This is a genomic window from Pseudomonas tolaasii NCPPB 2192, assembly GCF_002813445.1.
Classification (GTDB): Bacteria; Pseudomonadota; Gammaproteobacteria; order Pseudomonadales; family Pseudomonadaceae; genus Aquipseudomonas; species Aquipseudomonas tolaasii.
Genome location: NZ_PHHD01000001.1, coordinates 1,333,191 through 1,348,996, shown reverse-complemented (window position 1 = coordinate 1,348,996; position 15,806 = coordinate 1,333,191). Strand labels below are relative to the sequence as shown.

The 15,806-nt window shown below is 61.3% G+C and carries 12 protein-coding genes; 8 read left to right on the top strand and 4 right to left on the bottom strand.

Annotation, left to right across the window (positions count from 1 at the left end; translation table 11 throughout):
* Positions 1–56 precede the first annotated feature (56 nt).
* Positions 57–461, bottom strand: a complete 405-nt coding sequence (locus ATI14_RS06335; RefSeq protein ID WP_003176975.1) for an acyl-CoA thioesterase — start codon at positions 459–461, stop codon at positions 57–59.
* A gap of 375 nt (positions 462–836) precedes the next feature.
* Here ATI14_RS06335 and ATI14_RS06330 point away from each other — a divergent pair, with 375 nt between their 5' ends.
* The 8 genes from ATI14_RS06330 (at position 837) to ATI14_RS06295 (ending at position 11,987) form a co-directional block, all read left to right on the top strand.
* Positions 837–2,111 (top strand): MFS transporter, encoded by a 1,275-nt coding sequence (locus ATI14_RS06330; RefSeq protein WP_016971680.1) that lies wholly within the window; start codon positions 837–839, stop codon positions 2,109–2,111.
* A gap of 102 nt (positions 2,112–2,213) precedes the next feature.
* Complete coding sequence (locus tag ATI14_RS06325) at positions 2,214–3,503, top strand: MFS transporter (RefSeq protein ID WP_016971679.1); 1,290 nt, start codon at positions 2,214–2,216, stop codon at positions 3,501–3,503.
* A gap of 347 nt (positions 3,504–3,850) precedes the next feature.
* The gene (locus ATI14_RS06320; protein WP_016971678.1) at positions 3,851–4,837 is read left to right on the top strand and encodes a phosphate ABC transporter substrate-binding protein PstS; all 987 of its coding nucleotides are present in this window, start codon (positions 3,851–3,853) and stop codon (positions 4,835–4,837) included.
* 485 nt (positions 4,838–5,322) lie between these two features.
* Positions 5,323–7,356, top strand: a complete 2,034-nt coding sequence (locus ATI14_RS06315; RefSeq protein WP_177005750.1) for an ABC transporter permease subunit — start codon at positions 5,323–5,325, stop codon at positions 7,354–7,356.
* 15 nt (positions 7,357–7,371) lie between these two features.
* Positions 7,372–9,042, top strand: coding sequence for a phosphate ABC transporter permease PstA (gene pstA, locus ATI14_RS06310; protein WP_016971676.1), 1,671 nt, complete (start codon positions 7,372–7,374; stop codon positions 9,040–9,042).
* A 211-nt stretch (positions 9,043–9,253) separates the two neighbouring features.
* The gene (gene pstB / locus ATI14_RS06305) at positions 9,254–10,087 is read left to right on the top strand and encodes a phosphate ABC transporter ATP-binding protein PstB (RefSeq protein WP_016971675.1); all 834 of its coding nucleotides are present in this window, start codon (positions 9,254–9,256) and stop codon (positions 10,085–10,087) included.
* Positions 10,088–10,157: 70 nt separating this feature from the next.
* The gene (gene phoU, locus ATI14_RS06300; protein WP_016971674.1) at positions 10,158–10,919 is read left to right on the top strand and encodes a phosphate signaling complex protein PhoU; all 762 of its coding nucleotides are present in this window, start codon (positions 10,158–10,160) and stop codon (positions 10,917–10,919) included.
* 168 nt (positions 10,920–11,087) lie between these two features.
* On the top strand, positions 11,088–11,987 hold the full coding sequence (locus ATI14_RS06295) for a response regulator (protein WP_016971673.1): 900 nt from the start codon (positions 11,088–11,090) through the stop codon (positions 11,985–11,987).
* A 138-nt stretch (positions 11,988–12,125) separates the two neighbouring features.
* On the opposite strand, the gene ATI14_RS06290 is transcribed toward ATI14_RS06295, so the two are convergent.
* From ATI14_RS06290 to phoB, 3 genes are all read right to left on the bottom strand, one after another.
* Positions 12,126–13,466: a hemolysin family protein gene (locus ATI14_RS06290; protein WP_016971672.1), complete on the bottom strand. Its 1,341-nt coding sequence runs from the start codon at positions 13,464–13,466 to the stop codon at positions 12,126–12,128.
* A 182-nt stretch (positions 13,467–13,648) separates the two neighbouring features.
* Entirely contained in the window at positions 13,649–14,935 is a 1,287-nt protein-coding gene (phoR, locus tag ATI14_RS06285) for a phosphate regulon sensor histidine kinase PhoR (protein WP_218166693.1), read from the bottom strand.
* Positions 14,936–15,042: 107 nt separating this feature from the next.
* Complete coding sequence (phoB, locus tag ATI14_RS06280) at positions 15,043–15,732, bottom strand: phosphate regulon transcriptional regulator PhoB (protein WP_003195617.1); 690 nt, start codon at positions 15,730–15,732, stop codon at positions 15,043–15,045.
* Positions 15,733–15,806 lie beyond the last annotated feature (74 nt).

Genomic DNA, 15,806 nt, shown 5'->3' with positions numbered 1-15,806 from the left:
CAAAGCACTCTTTATGGCAGGCAATGGGGCAATTGACCGTCAAACACCGGCGAGGTTTAACGCGCGCGCGACGGTACCGAACGCGTGCGACCGCTGCCGTCGATGGCGACGAACACAAACACCGCCTCGGTGACCTTGCGCCATTCGCTGGACAGCGGGTCGTCGCTCCACACCTCGACCATCATCTGGATCGAGCTGCGGCCGATTTCCAGGGCCTGGGTATAAAAGGACAGCTGCGCGCCGACGGCCACCGGCACCAGGAACGCCATGCGATCAATCGCCACCGTGGCCACGCGTCCGCCCGCAACCTTGCTGGCCATGGCGGTGCCGGCGAGGTCCATCTGCGCGACCAGCCAGCCGCCGAAGATGTCGCCAAAACCATTGGTTTCACGCGGAAGCGCGGTGATTTGCAGGGCGAGGTCGCCTTGCGGGATAGGATCTTCTTGTTCGAGTTCGATCATGCCGAGGGTGCCTCTGACCCGTAACGCTTCATGGGTATTACAAGTGGATAGCCGTCTTCTGGAAAAACGTTTCAGCACCAACATACACCGCGTGATGCGTTTCTCGTAAGGCGTACTAAAGGGAAACTCTGCCAAACCGGCTGGGCGGCACCCAACGGCGTTTTGGCACAGCAGCCCCTCAAGACAGCGGGTTTGGCGCTTGCAAGGGCCGAGTATATCGGGACGCTGGCGCCGCGACGACCTCCTGCGGCTCATTTGGTCGGCAAATCGCGGCTGTATCGCGGCTTTTTCCGCTAACTGTGCTCATGGCGTGGAATATTTTCCCGCCCACGGGTGTTGTACCCGTCAGTACCGGCCTTAATGAGTAGCCTGCCCATGACCACCGCGCCCCTGACGCGCTCGCTGACCCGCAGCGACTACAAAACCTTGTCGCTGTCCGCCCTGGGCAGTGCCCTGGAGTTCTACGACTTCATCATTTTCGTGTTTTTCGCCGCGGTGGTGGGCAAGCTGTTTTTCCCGCCCGACATGCCCGAATGGATGCGCCTGGTGCAAACCTTCGGCATTTTTGCCGCCGGCTACCTGATTCGCCCATTGGGTGGAATCGTGATGGCGCACTTTGGCGACCTGCTGGGGCGCAAGAAGATGTTCAGCCTGAGCATTTTCCTGATGGCGCTGCCGACCCTGGCCATCGGTTTGCTGCCGACTTATGCACAGGTCGGCCTGCTGGCGCCGGTGTTGCTGCTATTGATGCGCATCATCCAGGGCGCGGCGATTGGTGGTGAAGTGCCGGGCGCGTGGATTTTTGTGGCCGAGCACGTACCGGCCAAACGCATCGGTTATGCCGTGGGCGTGTTGACCGTAGGCCTGAACCTGGGGATTTTGCTCGGTTCATTGGTTGCCACGGGCCTCAACAGCGCCTACACCCCGGAGCAGATCGCCGATTACGCCTGGCGCATTCCGTTTCTGCTGGGCGGCGTGTTCGGGTTGTTGTCGGTGTACCTGCGCCGCTGGCTGCACGAAACGCCGGTGTTTGCCGAGCTGCAACAGCGCAAGGCGCTGGCGGCTGAAGTGCCATTGCGTGCAGTGCTGCGTGAACATCGCGAGTCGATCGTACTGTCGATGTTGCTGACCTGGCTGCTCTCGGCCGGCGTGGTGGTGGTCATCCTGATGACACCGGCCTTGTTGCAGGGCGTGTATCACTTCCCGCCGAAAGTTTCGCTGCAAGCCAACAGCCTGGCCATTCTGGCGCTGAGCGTGGGCGTGGTGGCGGCGGGCTGGTTGTCGGACCGCATCGGCGCCGGGCGCGTGCTGGTGTTTGGCTGCGCGGGCATGGCGCTTTCGTGCTGGGCGCTGTACGCCAGCCTGGCCGGCCATCCTGAATGGTTATTCCCGCTGTATATCCTCACCGGTTTGTTTGTCGGCACCGTGGCCGCGGCGCCCTTTGTGATGGTCAAGGGTTTCCCGGCGGCGGTGCGTTTCAGCGGCTTGTCGTTTTCCTACAACCTGGCCTACGCCGTGCTCGGCGGCCTGAGCCCGGTGTTCGTGTCTTTACTGCTCAAAGAGAGCCCGATGGGCCCGGCTTACTATGTGGCGCTGGTGTGTGTGGTGGGCATGGCCGTTGGCGCGTATCTCTGGAAACGCGGGCGTTAAGCAACGCTGTGCTTTTGCGGGCGATTTGTTATCGTGCCGAACCGACCCCGGCGCTTGCCGGGGTCTCGCGTTCGCCGTCCTGACAATAAGAGAAGCCTTGCCATGTCCTCCGTGCCCGCAAGCAGTGCGCAACCGTCGCGCCCGCTGACCCGCAACGACTACAAAACCCTGTCGCTGTCTGCCTTGGGCGGGGCGCTGGAATTCTACGACTTCATCATTTTCGTGTTTTTCGCCACCGTGGTCGGAAAACTGTTCTTTCCCGTGGACATGCCTGAATGGCTGCGCATGATGCAGACCTTCGGCATCTTCGCCGCCGGCTACCTGGCGCGCCCGCTGGGCGGCATTATCATGGCGCACTTCGGCGACCTGCTGGGCCGCAAGAAAATGTTCACCCTGAGCATCTTCATGATGGCCGTGCCGACCTTGATCATGGGCCTGCTGCCAACTTACGCACAGATCGGCCTGTGGGCGCCGGTCTTGCTGCTGTTGATGCGCATCATCCAGGGCGCGGCGATCGGCGGTGAAGTGCCGGGCGCGTGGGTGTTTGTGTCCGAACACGTACCGCCGCGCCATATCGGTTACGCCTGCGGCACCCTGACCAGCGGCCTCACCGCCGGCATTCTGCTGGGTTCGCTGGTGGCCACCGCCATCAACACCCTTTATAGCCCGGAGCAGGTTTCCGATTACGCTTGGCGCATCCCGTTCCTGCTGGGCGGGGTGTTCGGTTTACTGTCGGTGTACTTGCGTCGCTGGCTGCATGAAACGCCGATCTTCGCCGAGATGCAGCAACGCAAAGCGCTGGCGGCCGAGTTGCCGTTGCGCGCCGTGTTGCGCGACCATCGCGGCGCCATTGTGCTGTCGATGCTGCTGACCTGGCTGCTGTCGGCCGGCGTGGTGGTGGTCATCCTGATGACGCCGACCGTCCTGCAGACCATCTACCACTTCAGCCCGACCGTTTCGCTGCAGGCCAACAGCCTGGCGATCGTCACCCTGAGCCTGGGCTGCATCGCCTCCGGCGCACTGGCTGACCGTTTTGGCGCCGGCCGCGTGCTGGTCATCGGTTGCCTGTTGCTGCTGGCGACGTCGTGGACGCTCTACCACAGCCTGCTTGACCACCCGAGCTGGCTGTTCCCGCTGTACACCCTCACCGGCCTGTTTGTGGGCGTGATCGGCGTGGTGCCTTACGTGATGGTCAAAGCCTTCCCGCCGGTGGTGCGCTTCAGCGGGTTGTCGTTCTCCTACAACGTTGCCTACGCGGTGTTTGGCGGTTTGACGCCGTTGGCGGTGTCGCTGCTGATGAAGGAAAGCCCGATGGGGCCTGCTTATTATGTCGCCGTGCTGTGTGTGATGGGGACGCTGGTGGGCGCCTACCTGTGGAAACGCGCACGCTAAGTGATCGTTCCCACGCTCTGCGTGGGAACGCCGCCTGGGACGCTCCGCGTCCATGAGTAAGAGTGACGCAGAGCGTCACGGGATGCATTCCCACGCAGGAGCGTGGGAACGATCGTTCCTACACAGCGATGTAGGAATGGGCATAGATTACAGAGTATTTCTGAAACACCGCTTCAAGCGCCTCAACCCCCTCGCAAGCCCCGGTTTTATTGACTTTCCCCCTTCCTGTCAGGTTTTTCACAAATACTGGCCTTTCATCTAATTGTCACATTCCAGACATAGAGTGTTCACACGGCCTACCGATACTTGGCCCCGATCCAACTATCCCTATCTGCTAGGAGCAAGGCATGAAACTGAAGCGTTTGATGGCGGCAATGACGTTTGTCGCTGCTGGCGTTGCGACCGCCCACGCGGTGGCCGCTGGTGTTGACCCGGCTATTCCGGCTTACGCCAAGACCACCGGTGTATCGGGCAACCTGTCCAGCGTTGGTTCCGACACCCTGGCTAACCTGATGACCCTGTGGGCTGAGTCCTACAAAAAGGAATACCCGAACGTCAACATCCAGATTCAGGCTGCCGGCTCCGCCACTGCACCTCCTGCGCTGACTGAAGGCACCTCCAACCTGGGCCCGATGAGCCGCAAGATGAAGGACACCGAACTGGCTGCCTTCGAGCAGAAGTACGGCTACAAGCCAACCGCAATCCCGGTTGCCGTGGACGCCCTGGCTGTCTTCGTACACAAAGACAACCCGATCCAGCACCTGACCATGGAACAAGTCGACGCGATTTTCTCCTCGACGCGTCTGTGCGGCGCCAAAGCCGACGTGAAAACCTGGGGTGATCTGGGCGTGACCGGCGACCTGGCCAACAAGCCGGTTCAGCTGTTCGGTCGTAACTCGGTATCCGGCACCTACGGCTACTTCAAAGAAGAAGCCCTGTGCAAAGGCGACTACAAAGCCAACGTGAACGAACAACCCGGCTCGGCTTCGGTTGTGCAGTCGATCAGCTCCTCGCTGAACGGCATCGGTTACTCGGGCATCGGCTACAAAACGGCCAGCGTGAAGACCGTTGCTCTGGCTAAAAAGGGCAGCACTGACTTCATCGAAGACAGCGAAGAGAACGCCCTGAACGGCAAGTACCCACTGTCGCGCTTCCTGTACGTGTACGTGAACAAAGCCCCGAACAAGCCTCTGGCCCCGCTGGAAGCCGAGTTCGTGAAACTGGTTCTGTCCAAACAGGGCCAGGAAGTTGTCGTCAAGGACGGCTACATCCCGCTGCCAGCCAAAGTTGCCGCCAAGGCACTGGCTGACCTGGGTCTGAAAGAAGGCAACTAAGCCTGCGATACCTGGTGTAGATGCATGCTTTTCGGTGGGAGCGGGCTTGCCCGCGATGCTGGCGACACGGTGTAGAACTGAAACCGTATTGATGCCATCGCGGGCAAGCCCGCTCCCACACTAGCCGTCTACACCTCCTAATTTTTAGTCCGCTGCCAGCTCTGCTACGCGGCGGCTTTGTTGCGTCACTGCATTGTCATCTTTCTGTCATACAGGATCGCTAGGGTGTGCGCATGAATGATCTGGCCAATTCCACCATGACGACGTCTTCTCCTCCCAAGCGCATTGATTTCAATACGCCTGAGCTGCAACGCAAGCGCCGAATCCGCGCGCTCAAAGATCGCCTGACCCGTTGGTACGTGCTGGTCGGCGGCCTCGCCGTCCTCGGCGCCATCACGTTGATCTTCTTCTTCCTGGCTTATGTTGTTGCGCCACTGTTTCAGGGTGCATCCCTGACCAGGCAAGAGGCCCTGAGCCCCGCGTGGATCCAGGACGCCGGCAAGCCGTTGATGATCTCCCTCGAAGAACAGAACCAGGTCGCCATGCGGGTTTCCGACAAGGGCCAGGCACTGTTCTTTAATGTGGATACCGGCGCCGAGCTCAAGCGTGTCGACCTGCCGCTTCCGGCCGGTGCAAGCGTTGCTTCCATTGGTGAAGACCAGCCGGGCAGCCCGCTGGTGATTCTTGGGTTGTCGAATGGCCAGTCCCTGGTGTTCCGCCACACCTATAAGGTGTCGTACCCGGACGGCAAGAAAACCATTACCCCTGCCGTGGAATACCCTTACGGCGAAACCCCGATCGTGCTGGATGACGCCGGTCGCCCGCTGGAACACGTCGCCCTCAACGCCACCGACTCCTCGCTGGTGGTAGCGGGTTCTGCCGGTTCGCACTTGAACGTGCTGAGCCTGAGCCGCGAAGAAAACATGATGACCGGCGAAGTCACCAGCGAGCAGAAGCGTATCGAGCTGCCGCAAATGACCGAGCCGGTGAAGGCGATCTTCATCGACCCGCGCCAACAGTGGCTCTACGTGATCAACGGCCGCGCTCTTGCGGACGTGTTCAGCCTGCGTGACAAGAGCCTCAACGGTCGCTACAAACTGCTTGAAGACGGCGCTTCCGAAATCACCGCCAGCACCCAACTGGTGGGCGGTATCTCGCTGATCGTCGGTAACTCCAAAGGTGGTTTGGCCCAGTGGTTCATGGCTCGCGACCCGGATGGCGAGCAGCGTCTGAAGCAAATCCGCACCTTTCAGATGGGCACCACGCCAATCGTTGAGATCACCGCTGAAGAACGTCGCAAAGGCTTCACCGCCCTCGACGCCTCCGGCAAGTTCGGCGTGTTCCACAGCACCGCGCACCGTACTTTGCTGGTTGACCCGGTGGTCGATGGCCAGGGCATTTTCGGCATGTCGCCACGGGCCAACCGCGTGATCGTGGAAGCCGGCGGCAAGCTGCAACCGCTGGAGCTGGACAACCCGCACCCGGAAGTGTCGTGGAGCGCGTTGTGGAGCAAGGTCTGGTACGAAAACTACGACGAGCCTAAATACGTCTGGCAGTCGACTGCGGCCAACACCGACTTCGAACCCAAAATGAGCCTGGCCCCGCTGACCTTCGGCACCTTGAAGGCCGCGTTCTACGCCATGCTGCTGGCTGCACCGCTGGCGGTTGCCGCTGCGATCTACACCGCTTACTTCATGGCCCCAAGCCTGCGCCGCAAGGTCAAGCCGGTGATCGAATTGATGGAAGCAATGCCGACGGTGATCCTCGGCTTCTTCGCCGGCCTGTTCCTCGCGCCGTATGTGGAAGGGCATCTGCCGGGGATTTTCAGCCTGTTGATGTTGTTGCCGATTGGCATCCTGGTGGCCGGTTTCATCTTCAGCCGCTTGCCTGAGTCCCTGCGCCTGCGGGTTCCCGATGGCTGGGAAAGCGCGATCCTGATCCCGGTGATCCTGTTTGTGGGCTGGCTCTCGCTGTACATGAGCCCGTACCTGGAAACCTGGTTCTTCGGCGGCGACATGCGCATGTGGATCTCCCACGACCTGGGCATCACCTACGACCAGCGCAACGCACTGGTGGTCGGCCTGGCCATGGGTTTTGCGGTGATCCCGAACATCTACTCCATCGCTGAAGACGCCGTGTTCAGCGTGCCACGCGGCCTGACCCTGGGCTCGCTGGCCCTGGGCGCCACCCCATGGCAGACCATGACGCGTGTGGTGATCCTGACCGCCAGCCCGGGCATTTTCTCGGCGCTGATGATCGGCATGGGCCGCGCCGTCGGCGAGACCATGATCGTGCTGATGGCCACCGGTAACACCCCGGTGATGGAGATGAACCTGTTCGAAGGCCTGCGCACCCTGGCGGCCAACGTGGCGGTCGAGATGCCGGAGTCGGAAGTGGGCGGCAGTCACTACCGCGTGCTGTTCCTCTCGGCGCTGGTGCTGCTGTTGTTCACCTTCATCATGAACACCCTCGCCGAGCTGATCCGTCAGCGTCTGCGCAAGAAATACTCGTCGCTTTAAGAAAGGTAGAAGTCTGTGAAACAGAACTCCCTGAATGGATGGTTCAAGAGCGGCGCCCCCGGCGTCTGGATCAGTGGTGGCGCGGTGTCCATCGCGGTCATCATGACCATTGGTTTGCTGGCGGTGATTGCCGTGCGTGGCCTGGGCCACTTCTGGCCGGCCGACCTGATCCAGGCCAACTACAGCGTGCCTGGCCAGGAAAACCATATCGTCATCGGCGAAGTGGTGCAGAAGGAAGAAGTGCCGCGCGAGCGCCTGAAAAGCGCTGGCCTGCCCGTACCGGACCAAGGCCCGGAATTCATGACCCGCGAGCTGATCAAGGTCGGCAACCGTGACTTGAATGGCAACGACTTCACCTGGATCGTCGGCGAATGGTTGAAGGACCAGACCAAACCGGTCGAGCTGATGGCGATCGAGCGTCGTGAGTGGGGCAATTTCTACGGCACCCTGGTCAACGTCAAGCAGGATGGCAAGGTCATCGCCGAAGGCGAAGCCGCGTGGCCGGAGCTGCAGGCGCGTGTCGACCGCGTGAACAAACTGGCGGCCCAGCTCAAGAGCCTGGAAAAAACCGACATCGGTGCGATCAACGCCGGGTTGGAGCGCATTCGTTTGCACGGCCGCAAGCTGGAGCTCGAAGGCAAGCTTGATGCCGCCGCCCAGGCTGACATGGATGCCGACCGCGCCGAGCTGAATGCCCGCTACCAGGACATCGAAGCGCGCCTGGCGGACCTGCACACCCAGTTCAACCGCGATGCGCTGACAGCCCGCGACGGCAACGGCAAGGAAGTGGAAATCGGCATCGGCAAAGTGGTGCACGCTTACCAGCCGAACGCCATGGGCACGATGACCAAGATCGGTTTCTACTTCAGCAAGGTCTGGGAATTCCTCAGCGATGACCCGCGGGAAGCCAACACCGAAGGCGGGATTTTCCCGGCCATCTTCGGCACCGTGATGATGACCCTGATCATGGCGATGATCGTGACCCCGTTCGGCGTGCTGGCGGCGGTGTACCTGCGTGAATACGCCAAGCAGAACACCCTGACCCGTGTGATCCGTATTGCCGTGAACAACCTGGCGGGCGTGCCGGCCATCGTTTATGGCGTGTTTGGCCTGGGCTTCTTCGTGTATGTATTGGGTGGCTCGGTTGACCGTCTGTTCTTCGCCGAAGCCCTGCCGGCTCCGACCTTCGGTACGCCGGGCCTGCTGTGGGCCTCGTTGACCCTGGCGCTGCTGGCGGTGCCGGTGGTGATCGTGGCGACCGAAGAAGGCCTGGCGCGGATTCCTCGCACCGTGCGTGAAGGTTCCCTGGCACTCGGCGCGACCAAGGCGGAAACGCTGTGGAAGATCGTGCTGCCGATGGCCAGCCCGGCGATGATGACCGGCATGATCCTCGCCGTGGCCCGCGCCGCCGGCGAAGTGGCACCGCTGATGCTGGTGGGTGTGGTGAAACTGGCGCCGTCGCTGCCGCTGGATGGTAACTACCCGTACCTGCACCTGGACCAGAAGATCATGCACCTGGGCTTCCATATTTATGACGTCGGCTTCCAGAGCCCGAACGTTGAAGCCGCACGGCCACTGGTGTACGCCACCGCCTTGCTGCTGGTGCTGGTGATTGCCACGCTCAACCTGTCGGCGGTGTGGATTCGTAACCACCTGCGCGAGAAATACAAAGCGTTGGACAGTTAATGCGATTCCCTGTGGGAGCTGGCTTCTGTGGGAGCTGGCTTGCCTGCGATAGCTTCACCTCGGTGCGACTGAAAAACCGAGGCGCCTGTATCGCGGGCAAGCCCGGCTCCCACAGAAGCCAGCTCCCACAAGGGCCGGCACAAGGCACAGATTTTTGAGTAGACCGCCCCGGCGGTTCAACGAAACGAATTGGTAGCACAGGGAGCATCCCATGCAACACGAAACCCATTCCCACGGCATCAACATGTCGGCCCTGGGTCGCGACAAGCAGAGCCTGAGCCTGGCCCAGGAAACCGTGGCCATCGAAGTGCCGGGCCTGAGCCTGTACTACGGTGAAAAGCAGGCGCTGTTCGACGTCAGCATGAACATTCCCAAGCAGCGCGTGACCGCCTTTATCGGCCCGTCCGGCTGCGGCAAGTCCACGCTGCTGCGTACCTTCAACCGCATGAACGACCTGGTGGACGGCTGCCGCGTCGAAGGCGCGATCAACCTCTACGGCAGCAACATCTACCGCAAGGGCGAAGACGTGGCCGAGCTGCGTCGCCGTGTGGGCATGGTGTTCCAGAAGCCAAACCCGTTCCCCAAGACCATCTACGAAAACGTGGTCTACGGCCTGCGCATCCAGGGCATCAACAAAAAGCGCATCCTCGACGAAGCCGTTGAGTGGGCGTTGAAAGGCGCAGCGCTGTGGGACGAGGTCAAGGACCGCCTGCACGATTCGGCGCTCGGCCTGTCCGGCGGCCAGCAGCAGCGTCTGGTGATCGCGCGGACCATCGCCGTGGAGCCGGAAGTGTTGCTGCTCGACGAACCGTGCTCGGCACTCGACCCGATCTCGACGCTGAAGGTCGAAGAGCTGATCTACGAGCTCAAATCCAAGTTCACCATCGTTATCGTGACCCACAACATGCAACAGGCGGCGCGGGTTTCCGACTACACCGCGTTCATGTACATGGGCAAACTGGTTGAGTTCGGGGACACCGACACCCTGTTCACCAACCCGGCCAAAAAACAGACCGAAGACTACATTACCGGTCGTTACGGCTAGTCCTCGGTGGTTCTGATTGCACTGAATGCTGCGCGTTGCGCACCTTACCGGACGCTCCAAGGACACCCACATGATCAGCAAAGAAGGCCTTACCCATCATATCTCCGCGCAGTTCAACGCCGAGCTTGAGGAAGTGCGCAGCCACCTCCTGGCGATGGGCGGGCTGGTGGAGAAGCAAGTCAACGACGCCGTCACCGCGCTGATCGAGGCCGACTCGGGCCTGGCCCAGCAAGTGCGCGAGATCGATGACCAGATCAATCAGATGGAACGCAACATCGACGAAGAATGCCTGCGCATTCTGGCCCGTCGCCAGCCGGCGGCGTCCGACCTGCGTTTGATCATCAGCATCTCCAAGTCGGTGATCGACCTGGAGCGCATCGGCGACGAAGCCACCAAGATCGCCCGCCGCGCCATCCAGCTGTGCGAAGAAGGCGAAGCGCCGCGCGGTTACGTGGAAGTGCGCCACATCGGCGACCAGGTGCGCAACATGGTGCGCGACGCGCTGGACGCCTTTGCCCGCTTCGACGCGGAACTGGCGCTCTCCGTGGCCCAGTACGACAAGACCATCGACCGCGAATACAAAACTGCGCTGCGCGAGTTGGCCACCTACATGATGGAAGACCCGCGCTCTATCTCGCGGGTCTTGAACATCATCTGGGTGCTGCGTTCGCTGGAGCGTATTGGCGACCACGCGCGCAATATCTCCGAGCTGGTCATCTACCTGGTGCGCGGCACCGATGTGCGGCACATGGGCCTCAAGCGCATGAAGGCCGAAGTTGAAGGCACCGCCGACCAAATCCCTAATGTTCCGGGCGAAACTGACGATAAGTAAGGTTGCCCGAGAACTTAACGCCCGGCCTTTGGCCGGGCGTTTTCGTTTGTGGCTTCCGAATTTTTTTGCACAGCAGGCGATATAAAGTCCTTCTGTGATCCGCGAGTTTTGGCAAACTGCCATCAGTCAGGCGTTTGCGTGCCGAAGTTTTTATAGGATGAAGGGTCGATGAGTAAAGTCAGTGTATTGGTGGTGGATGACGCCTCGTTTATCCGCGACCTGGTGAAGAAGTGCCTGCGCAATTACTTCCCGGGGATCAAGATTGAAGACGCGGTGAACGGCAAAAAGGCGCAATCCATCCTCATGCGCGAGACCTTCGACCTGGTGCTGTGTGACTGGGAAATGCCCGAAATGTCCGGGCTTGAACTGCTGACCTGGTGCCGCGAGCAATCGCACCTCAAGGCCATGCCCTTCATCATGGTGACCAGCCGTGGCGACAAGGAAAACGTGGTGCAGGCCATCCAGGCCGGCGTTTCCGGCTACGTCAGCAAGCCATTCACCAACGAGCAGTTGCTGAACAAGGTCAAGCAGGCCTTGCACAAGATCGGCCGCCTCGATGCCTTGATCGCCAGCGCGCCGACCAAGATGAACTCGGCCTTCGGCAACGATTCCCTGAACGCCCTGACCGGCGGCAAACCGGAGGCTACCCGCCCGGCGCCGGTAGCGGCCCCCAGCAAAGGCCTGCTCAGCAGCCCGCCGGTACAAGCGCCTGCCGCCGCCTCGCCGGCAAGTGGCCGTGGCCAGGGCCAACTGCGCCTGTCCAGCGGCAACCAGCAATGCGTGATCAAGGCGCTGAGCATCAAGGAAGCGCTGCTGGTGGTGCGTCGCGGTGAAGTGCTGCCTCAGGTCCTGGAAAGCGCCGTGCTTGACTTGGAGCAAGGCGACAACGCCGAAGTGGCGCGCCTCAATGGCTACCTGCACGCCATCGTCGCCTATGAGCCCAAGCCCGACAGCGACTGGCTGCAACTGACCTTCCGGTTTATTGACCAGGACGCGCAGAAACTCGACTACATCTCCCGCCTGATCGCACGCGGCACGGCGCAGAAGCACTTCGTGCCGGGGGCGTAACTTTCAGGATGGCAGTGACCCATGTGGGAGCGGGCTTGCCCGCGATCGCGGTGTATCAGTCACCGAGGATGTTGGCTGACACATTGCAATCGCGGGCAAGCCCGCTCCCACAGTTTGATCTTCATTGACTGGCTGAGATCAGTCCAGCAACAGCACCTTGGCCAGCACGATTTTCGGCCCTTTCATCTTTTTGATGATGATGCGCAGGCCTTCGACTTCCAGCACTTCTTCCTCTTCCGGCACCCGCTTGAGGGTGTCGTAGATCAGGCCGGCCAGGGTTTCGGCTTCGATGTGGTCCAGGTCCACACCCAGCAGGCGCTCGACCTTGAACAGCGGCGTGTCACCGCGTACCAGCAACTTGCCCGGCTGGTAGGCGAGAATGCCGCGCTCGGCCTTGCGGTGTTCGTCCTGGATGTCGCCCACCAGCACTTCCAGCACGTCTTCCATGGTCAGGTAGCCGATGACCTTGCCGTCGGCTTCCTCCACCAGGGCGAAGTGCGCGCCGCCTTTGCGGAACTGCTCCAGCAGCTGCGACAACGGCATGTGCCGCGACACACGCTCCAGCGGGCGTGTCAGCTCGGCCAGGTTGAACGACTCGGGAATGTGGTCCAGCGCCGCCAGTTCCAGCAGCAGGTCCTTGATGTGCAGCAGACCCACGAATTCATTGCGGTCGGCGTCATACACCGGGTAGCGGCTGAATTTGTGGCGACGGAACAGCGCGAGGATTTCCTTGAGCGGCGCGTTGAAGTCCAGGGTGACCAGGTCTTCCCGGGAATTGGCCCAGTCCACCACTTCCAGCTCGCCCATTTCCACGGCGGAAGCCAATACGCGCATGCCTTGATCGCTCGGGTCCTGGCCACGGCTGGAGTGCAGGATCAGCTTGAGTTCTTCGCGGCTGTAATGATGTTCGTGGTGCGGGCCGGGCTCGCCTTGCCCGGCGATGCGCAGGATGGTGTTGGCGCTGGCGTTGAGCAGGTAAATCGCCGGGTACATGGCCCAGTAGAACAGGTACAGCGGCACGGCGGTCCACAGCGAAAGCAGCTCGGGCTTGCGAATCGCCCAGGACTTGGGTGCCAGTTCGCCGACCACAATGTGCAGGTAGGAAATCACGAAGAAAGCGGCGAAAAACGACACGCCCTTGATCACTTCCGGCGATTGCACGCCTACGGCGCCGAGCAGCGGCTCAAGAATGTGTGCAAACGCCGGTTCACCGACCCAGCCCAGGCCGAGGGAGGCGAGGGTGATACCCAGCTGGCAGGCCGACAGGTAGGCGTCGAGCTGGCTGTGTACGGTGCGCAGGATCTGCCCGCGCCAGCCGTTCTTGTGGGCGATGGCCTCAACCCGGGTGGCGCGCAGTTTGACCATGGCGAATTCGGCCGCAACGAAGAAACCGTTGAGCAATACCAGGATCAGTGCAAAAAGAATCATGCCGAAGTCGGCGAAGAGTGTAGCGAGGGTGATACCAGGGGAAGGGTCCATGATGGGGTTTTGCAGGTTCCGTGTGTTCAATAAGGGGTGACATAAGGGCCTGAAAGGCAGGCGCAAGTCGGCCAATGTAGCGGCTGGCGGGGCGCTTGCCTAGTGCCCGCTGCCGGGTGGGGCCTGGAAACGCATTCCTCCAACCAAGCCAGCTCCCACACTGAGTTCAACGCTGATGCAGGTTATTCATCATTCCCGAGCATCCGCGAACGGGTCACCTGAGCCGGCGGGAAATGACAGGTAAACGTACTGCCATGCCCCAGCACGCTGCTGATCTCCAGGCGCGCGCGATGGCGCAGCAATACATGTTTGACGATTGCCAAACCCAGCCCGGTGCCGCCGGTGTTGGAGTTGCGGCTGGAATCGACACGGTAGAAACGCTCGGTCAGGCGCGGCAGGTGCTTGGCGTCGATACCGATACCGGAGTCCTGCACGCTCAGGTGTGCGCCATGTTCGTCGGCCCACCAGCGAATACGGATATTGCCCTTGTCCTGGGTGTACTTCACGGCGTTGAACACCAGGTTGGAAAACGCACTGCGCAACTCGCCCTCGCTGCCTTTGAGCAGTATTTGCGGGTCGGCTTCCAGTGTGATCTGCTGCCCGCGCTGCCCGGAGAGGGCCTGGGCGTCGTTCTTGATGGTCTGCAGCAGGCTCTGCACGGCCACCGGGTGGTTGTCCGACGGGTAATCCGTGGCTTCCAGCTTGGCCAGCAACAGCAGGTCGTTGAGCAGGGTCTGCATGCGCGAGCCTTGCTGCTGCATCTGCTGCAGGGCACGGCTCCAGCGCGGGTTGATCTCGTCGACGTTGTCCAGCAGCGTTTCCAGGTAACCGCAGATCACCGTCAACGGCGTGCGCAGTTCGTGGGAGACGTTGGCGACGAAGTCTTTGCGCATCTGTTCCAACTGGTGGATGCGGGTGACATCGCGCACCAGCATGAGGTGTTCGTTGTTGCCGTAGCGCGTCAGGTACAGCTGGATGCGCACGCGGTCGTTGGTGGGCGAGGGGATTTCCAGGGCTTCTTCGTAGTTCTCCTGTTCGAAGTACTCCTTGAAGCGCGGATGGCGCACCAGGTTGGTCACTGGTTGGCCGCTGTCCTGGGGTGTCTTGAGGCCCAGCAGGGTCTCGGCGGCGCGGTTCCACCATTCCAGGTTGCCGTCGCTGTCGAGCATGATCACCGCGTCCTTGAGCGCGGCAGTGGACTCCTGCACCCGGTCGATCACCGCTTGCAGGCGCCCGCGCACGCGTTGGTCGCGGCGTTGCAGGTGGTAGATGCTGTCGAACACCTCACCCCACAGGCCGTAGCCGTCGGGTGGCGCTTCGTCGGGTTTGTGCTGGCGCAGCCATTCATGCAGGCGCAGCAGCTGTTTGAGGGTCCAGCCCAGGTACAGGCCGATGCCCACGGCCAGGGCCCAGCCATATTGGCCACTGACCAGGCCCACCAACAGGCAGCCGGTGATCAACAGAAGCATGTGGCGGATCAGGGTGCCATGCCAGTTTTGATTCACTTGAACATGCGTCCTTGTCAGCTTTTAAGTCAGGGTCTTGAGTCGGGCGCTTGAGTCAGAACCGCTCTGGCTCAGCCCTTTGTGGAAAATCGGTAACCGGTACCGCGCACGGTTTGTACCAGATTCTCGTAGGCATCGCCCAAGGCTTTTCGCAGACGGCGGATATGCACGTCCACCGTACGCTCTTCCACATACACGTTGCCGCCCCAGACCTGGTCGAGCAGCTGGCCGCGGGTGTAGGCGCGTTCCTGGTGGGTCATGAAAAACTGCAGCAGGCGGTATTCGGTCGGGCCCATCTCGGCCGGTTTACCATCGATGGTCACGCGGTGGCTGATCGGGTCCAGGATCAGGCCGTCGACTTCGATCGGCGCTTCGCCATCGGTCGGGCCGGCGCGGCGCAGCACGGCCTTCAGGCGCGCGACCAGCTCGCGTGGGGAAAATGGTTTGGTGATGTAGTCGTCGGCGCCCACTTCCAGGCCCTGGATCTTGTTGTCCTCTTCGCCCTTGGCGGTGAGCATGATGATCGGGATGTCCCCGGTCAGCTCGTCGCGCTTGAGGCGGCGGGCCAGCTCGATGCCGGAGGTGCCGGGCAGCATCCAGTCCAGCAGGATCAGGTCCGGCTTGCGGTCGACGATAATGGCATGGGCCTGCTGGGAGTTCTCCGCCTCCAGGCAGTCATAGCCGGCCATTTCCAACGCAACGGCGATCATTTCGCGAATGGGCGCTTCGTCGTCAACGATCAGAATGCTCCTGCCAACCATGCCTGAATCCTCTTGTCATTTAACTGTCTTGCGCCGCATTAGATAACGGAATTATTGCAGTCGTGTGACAGTAA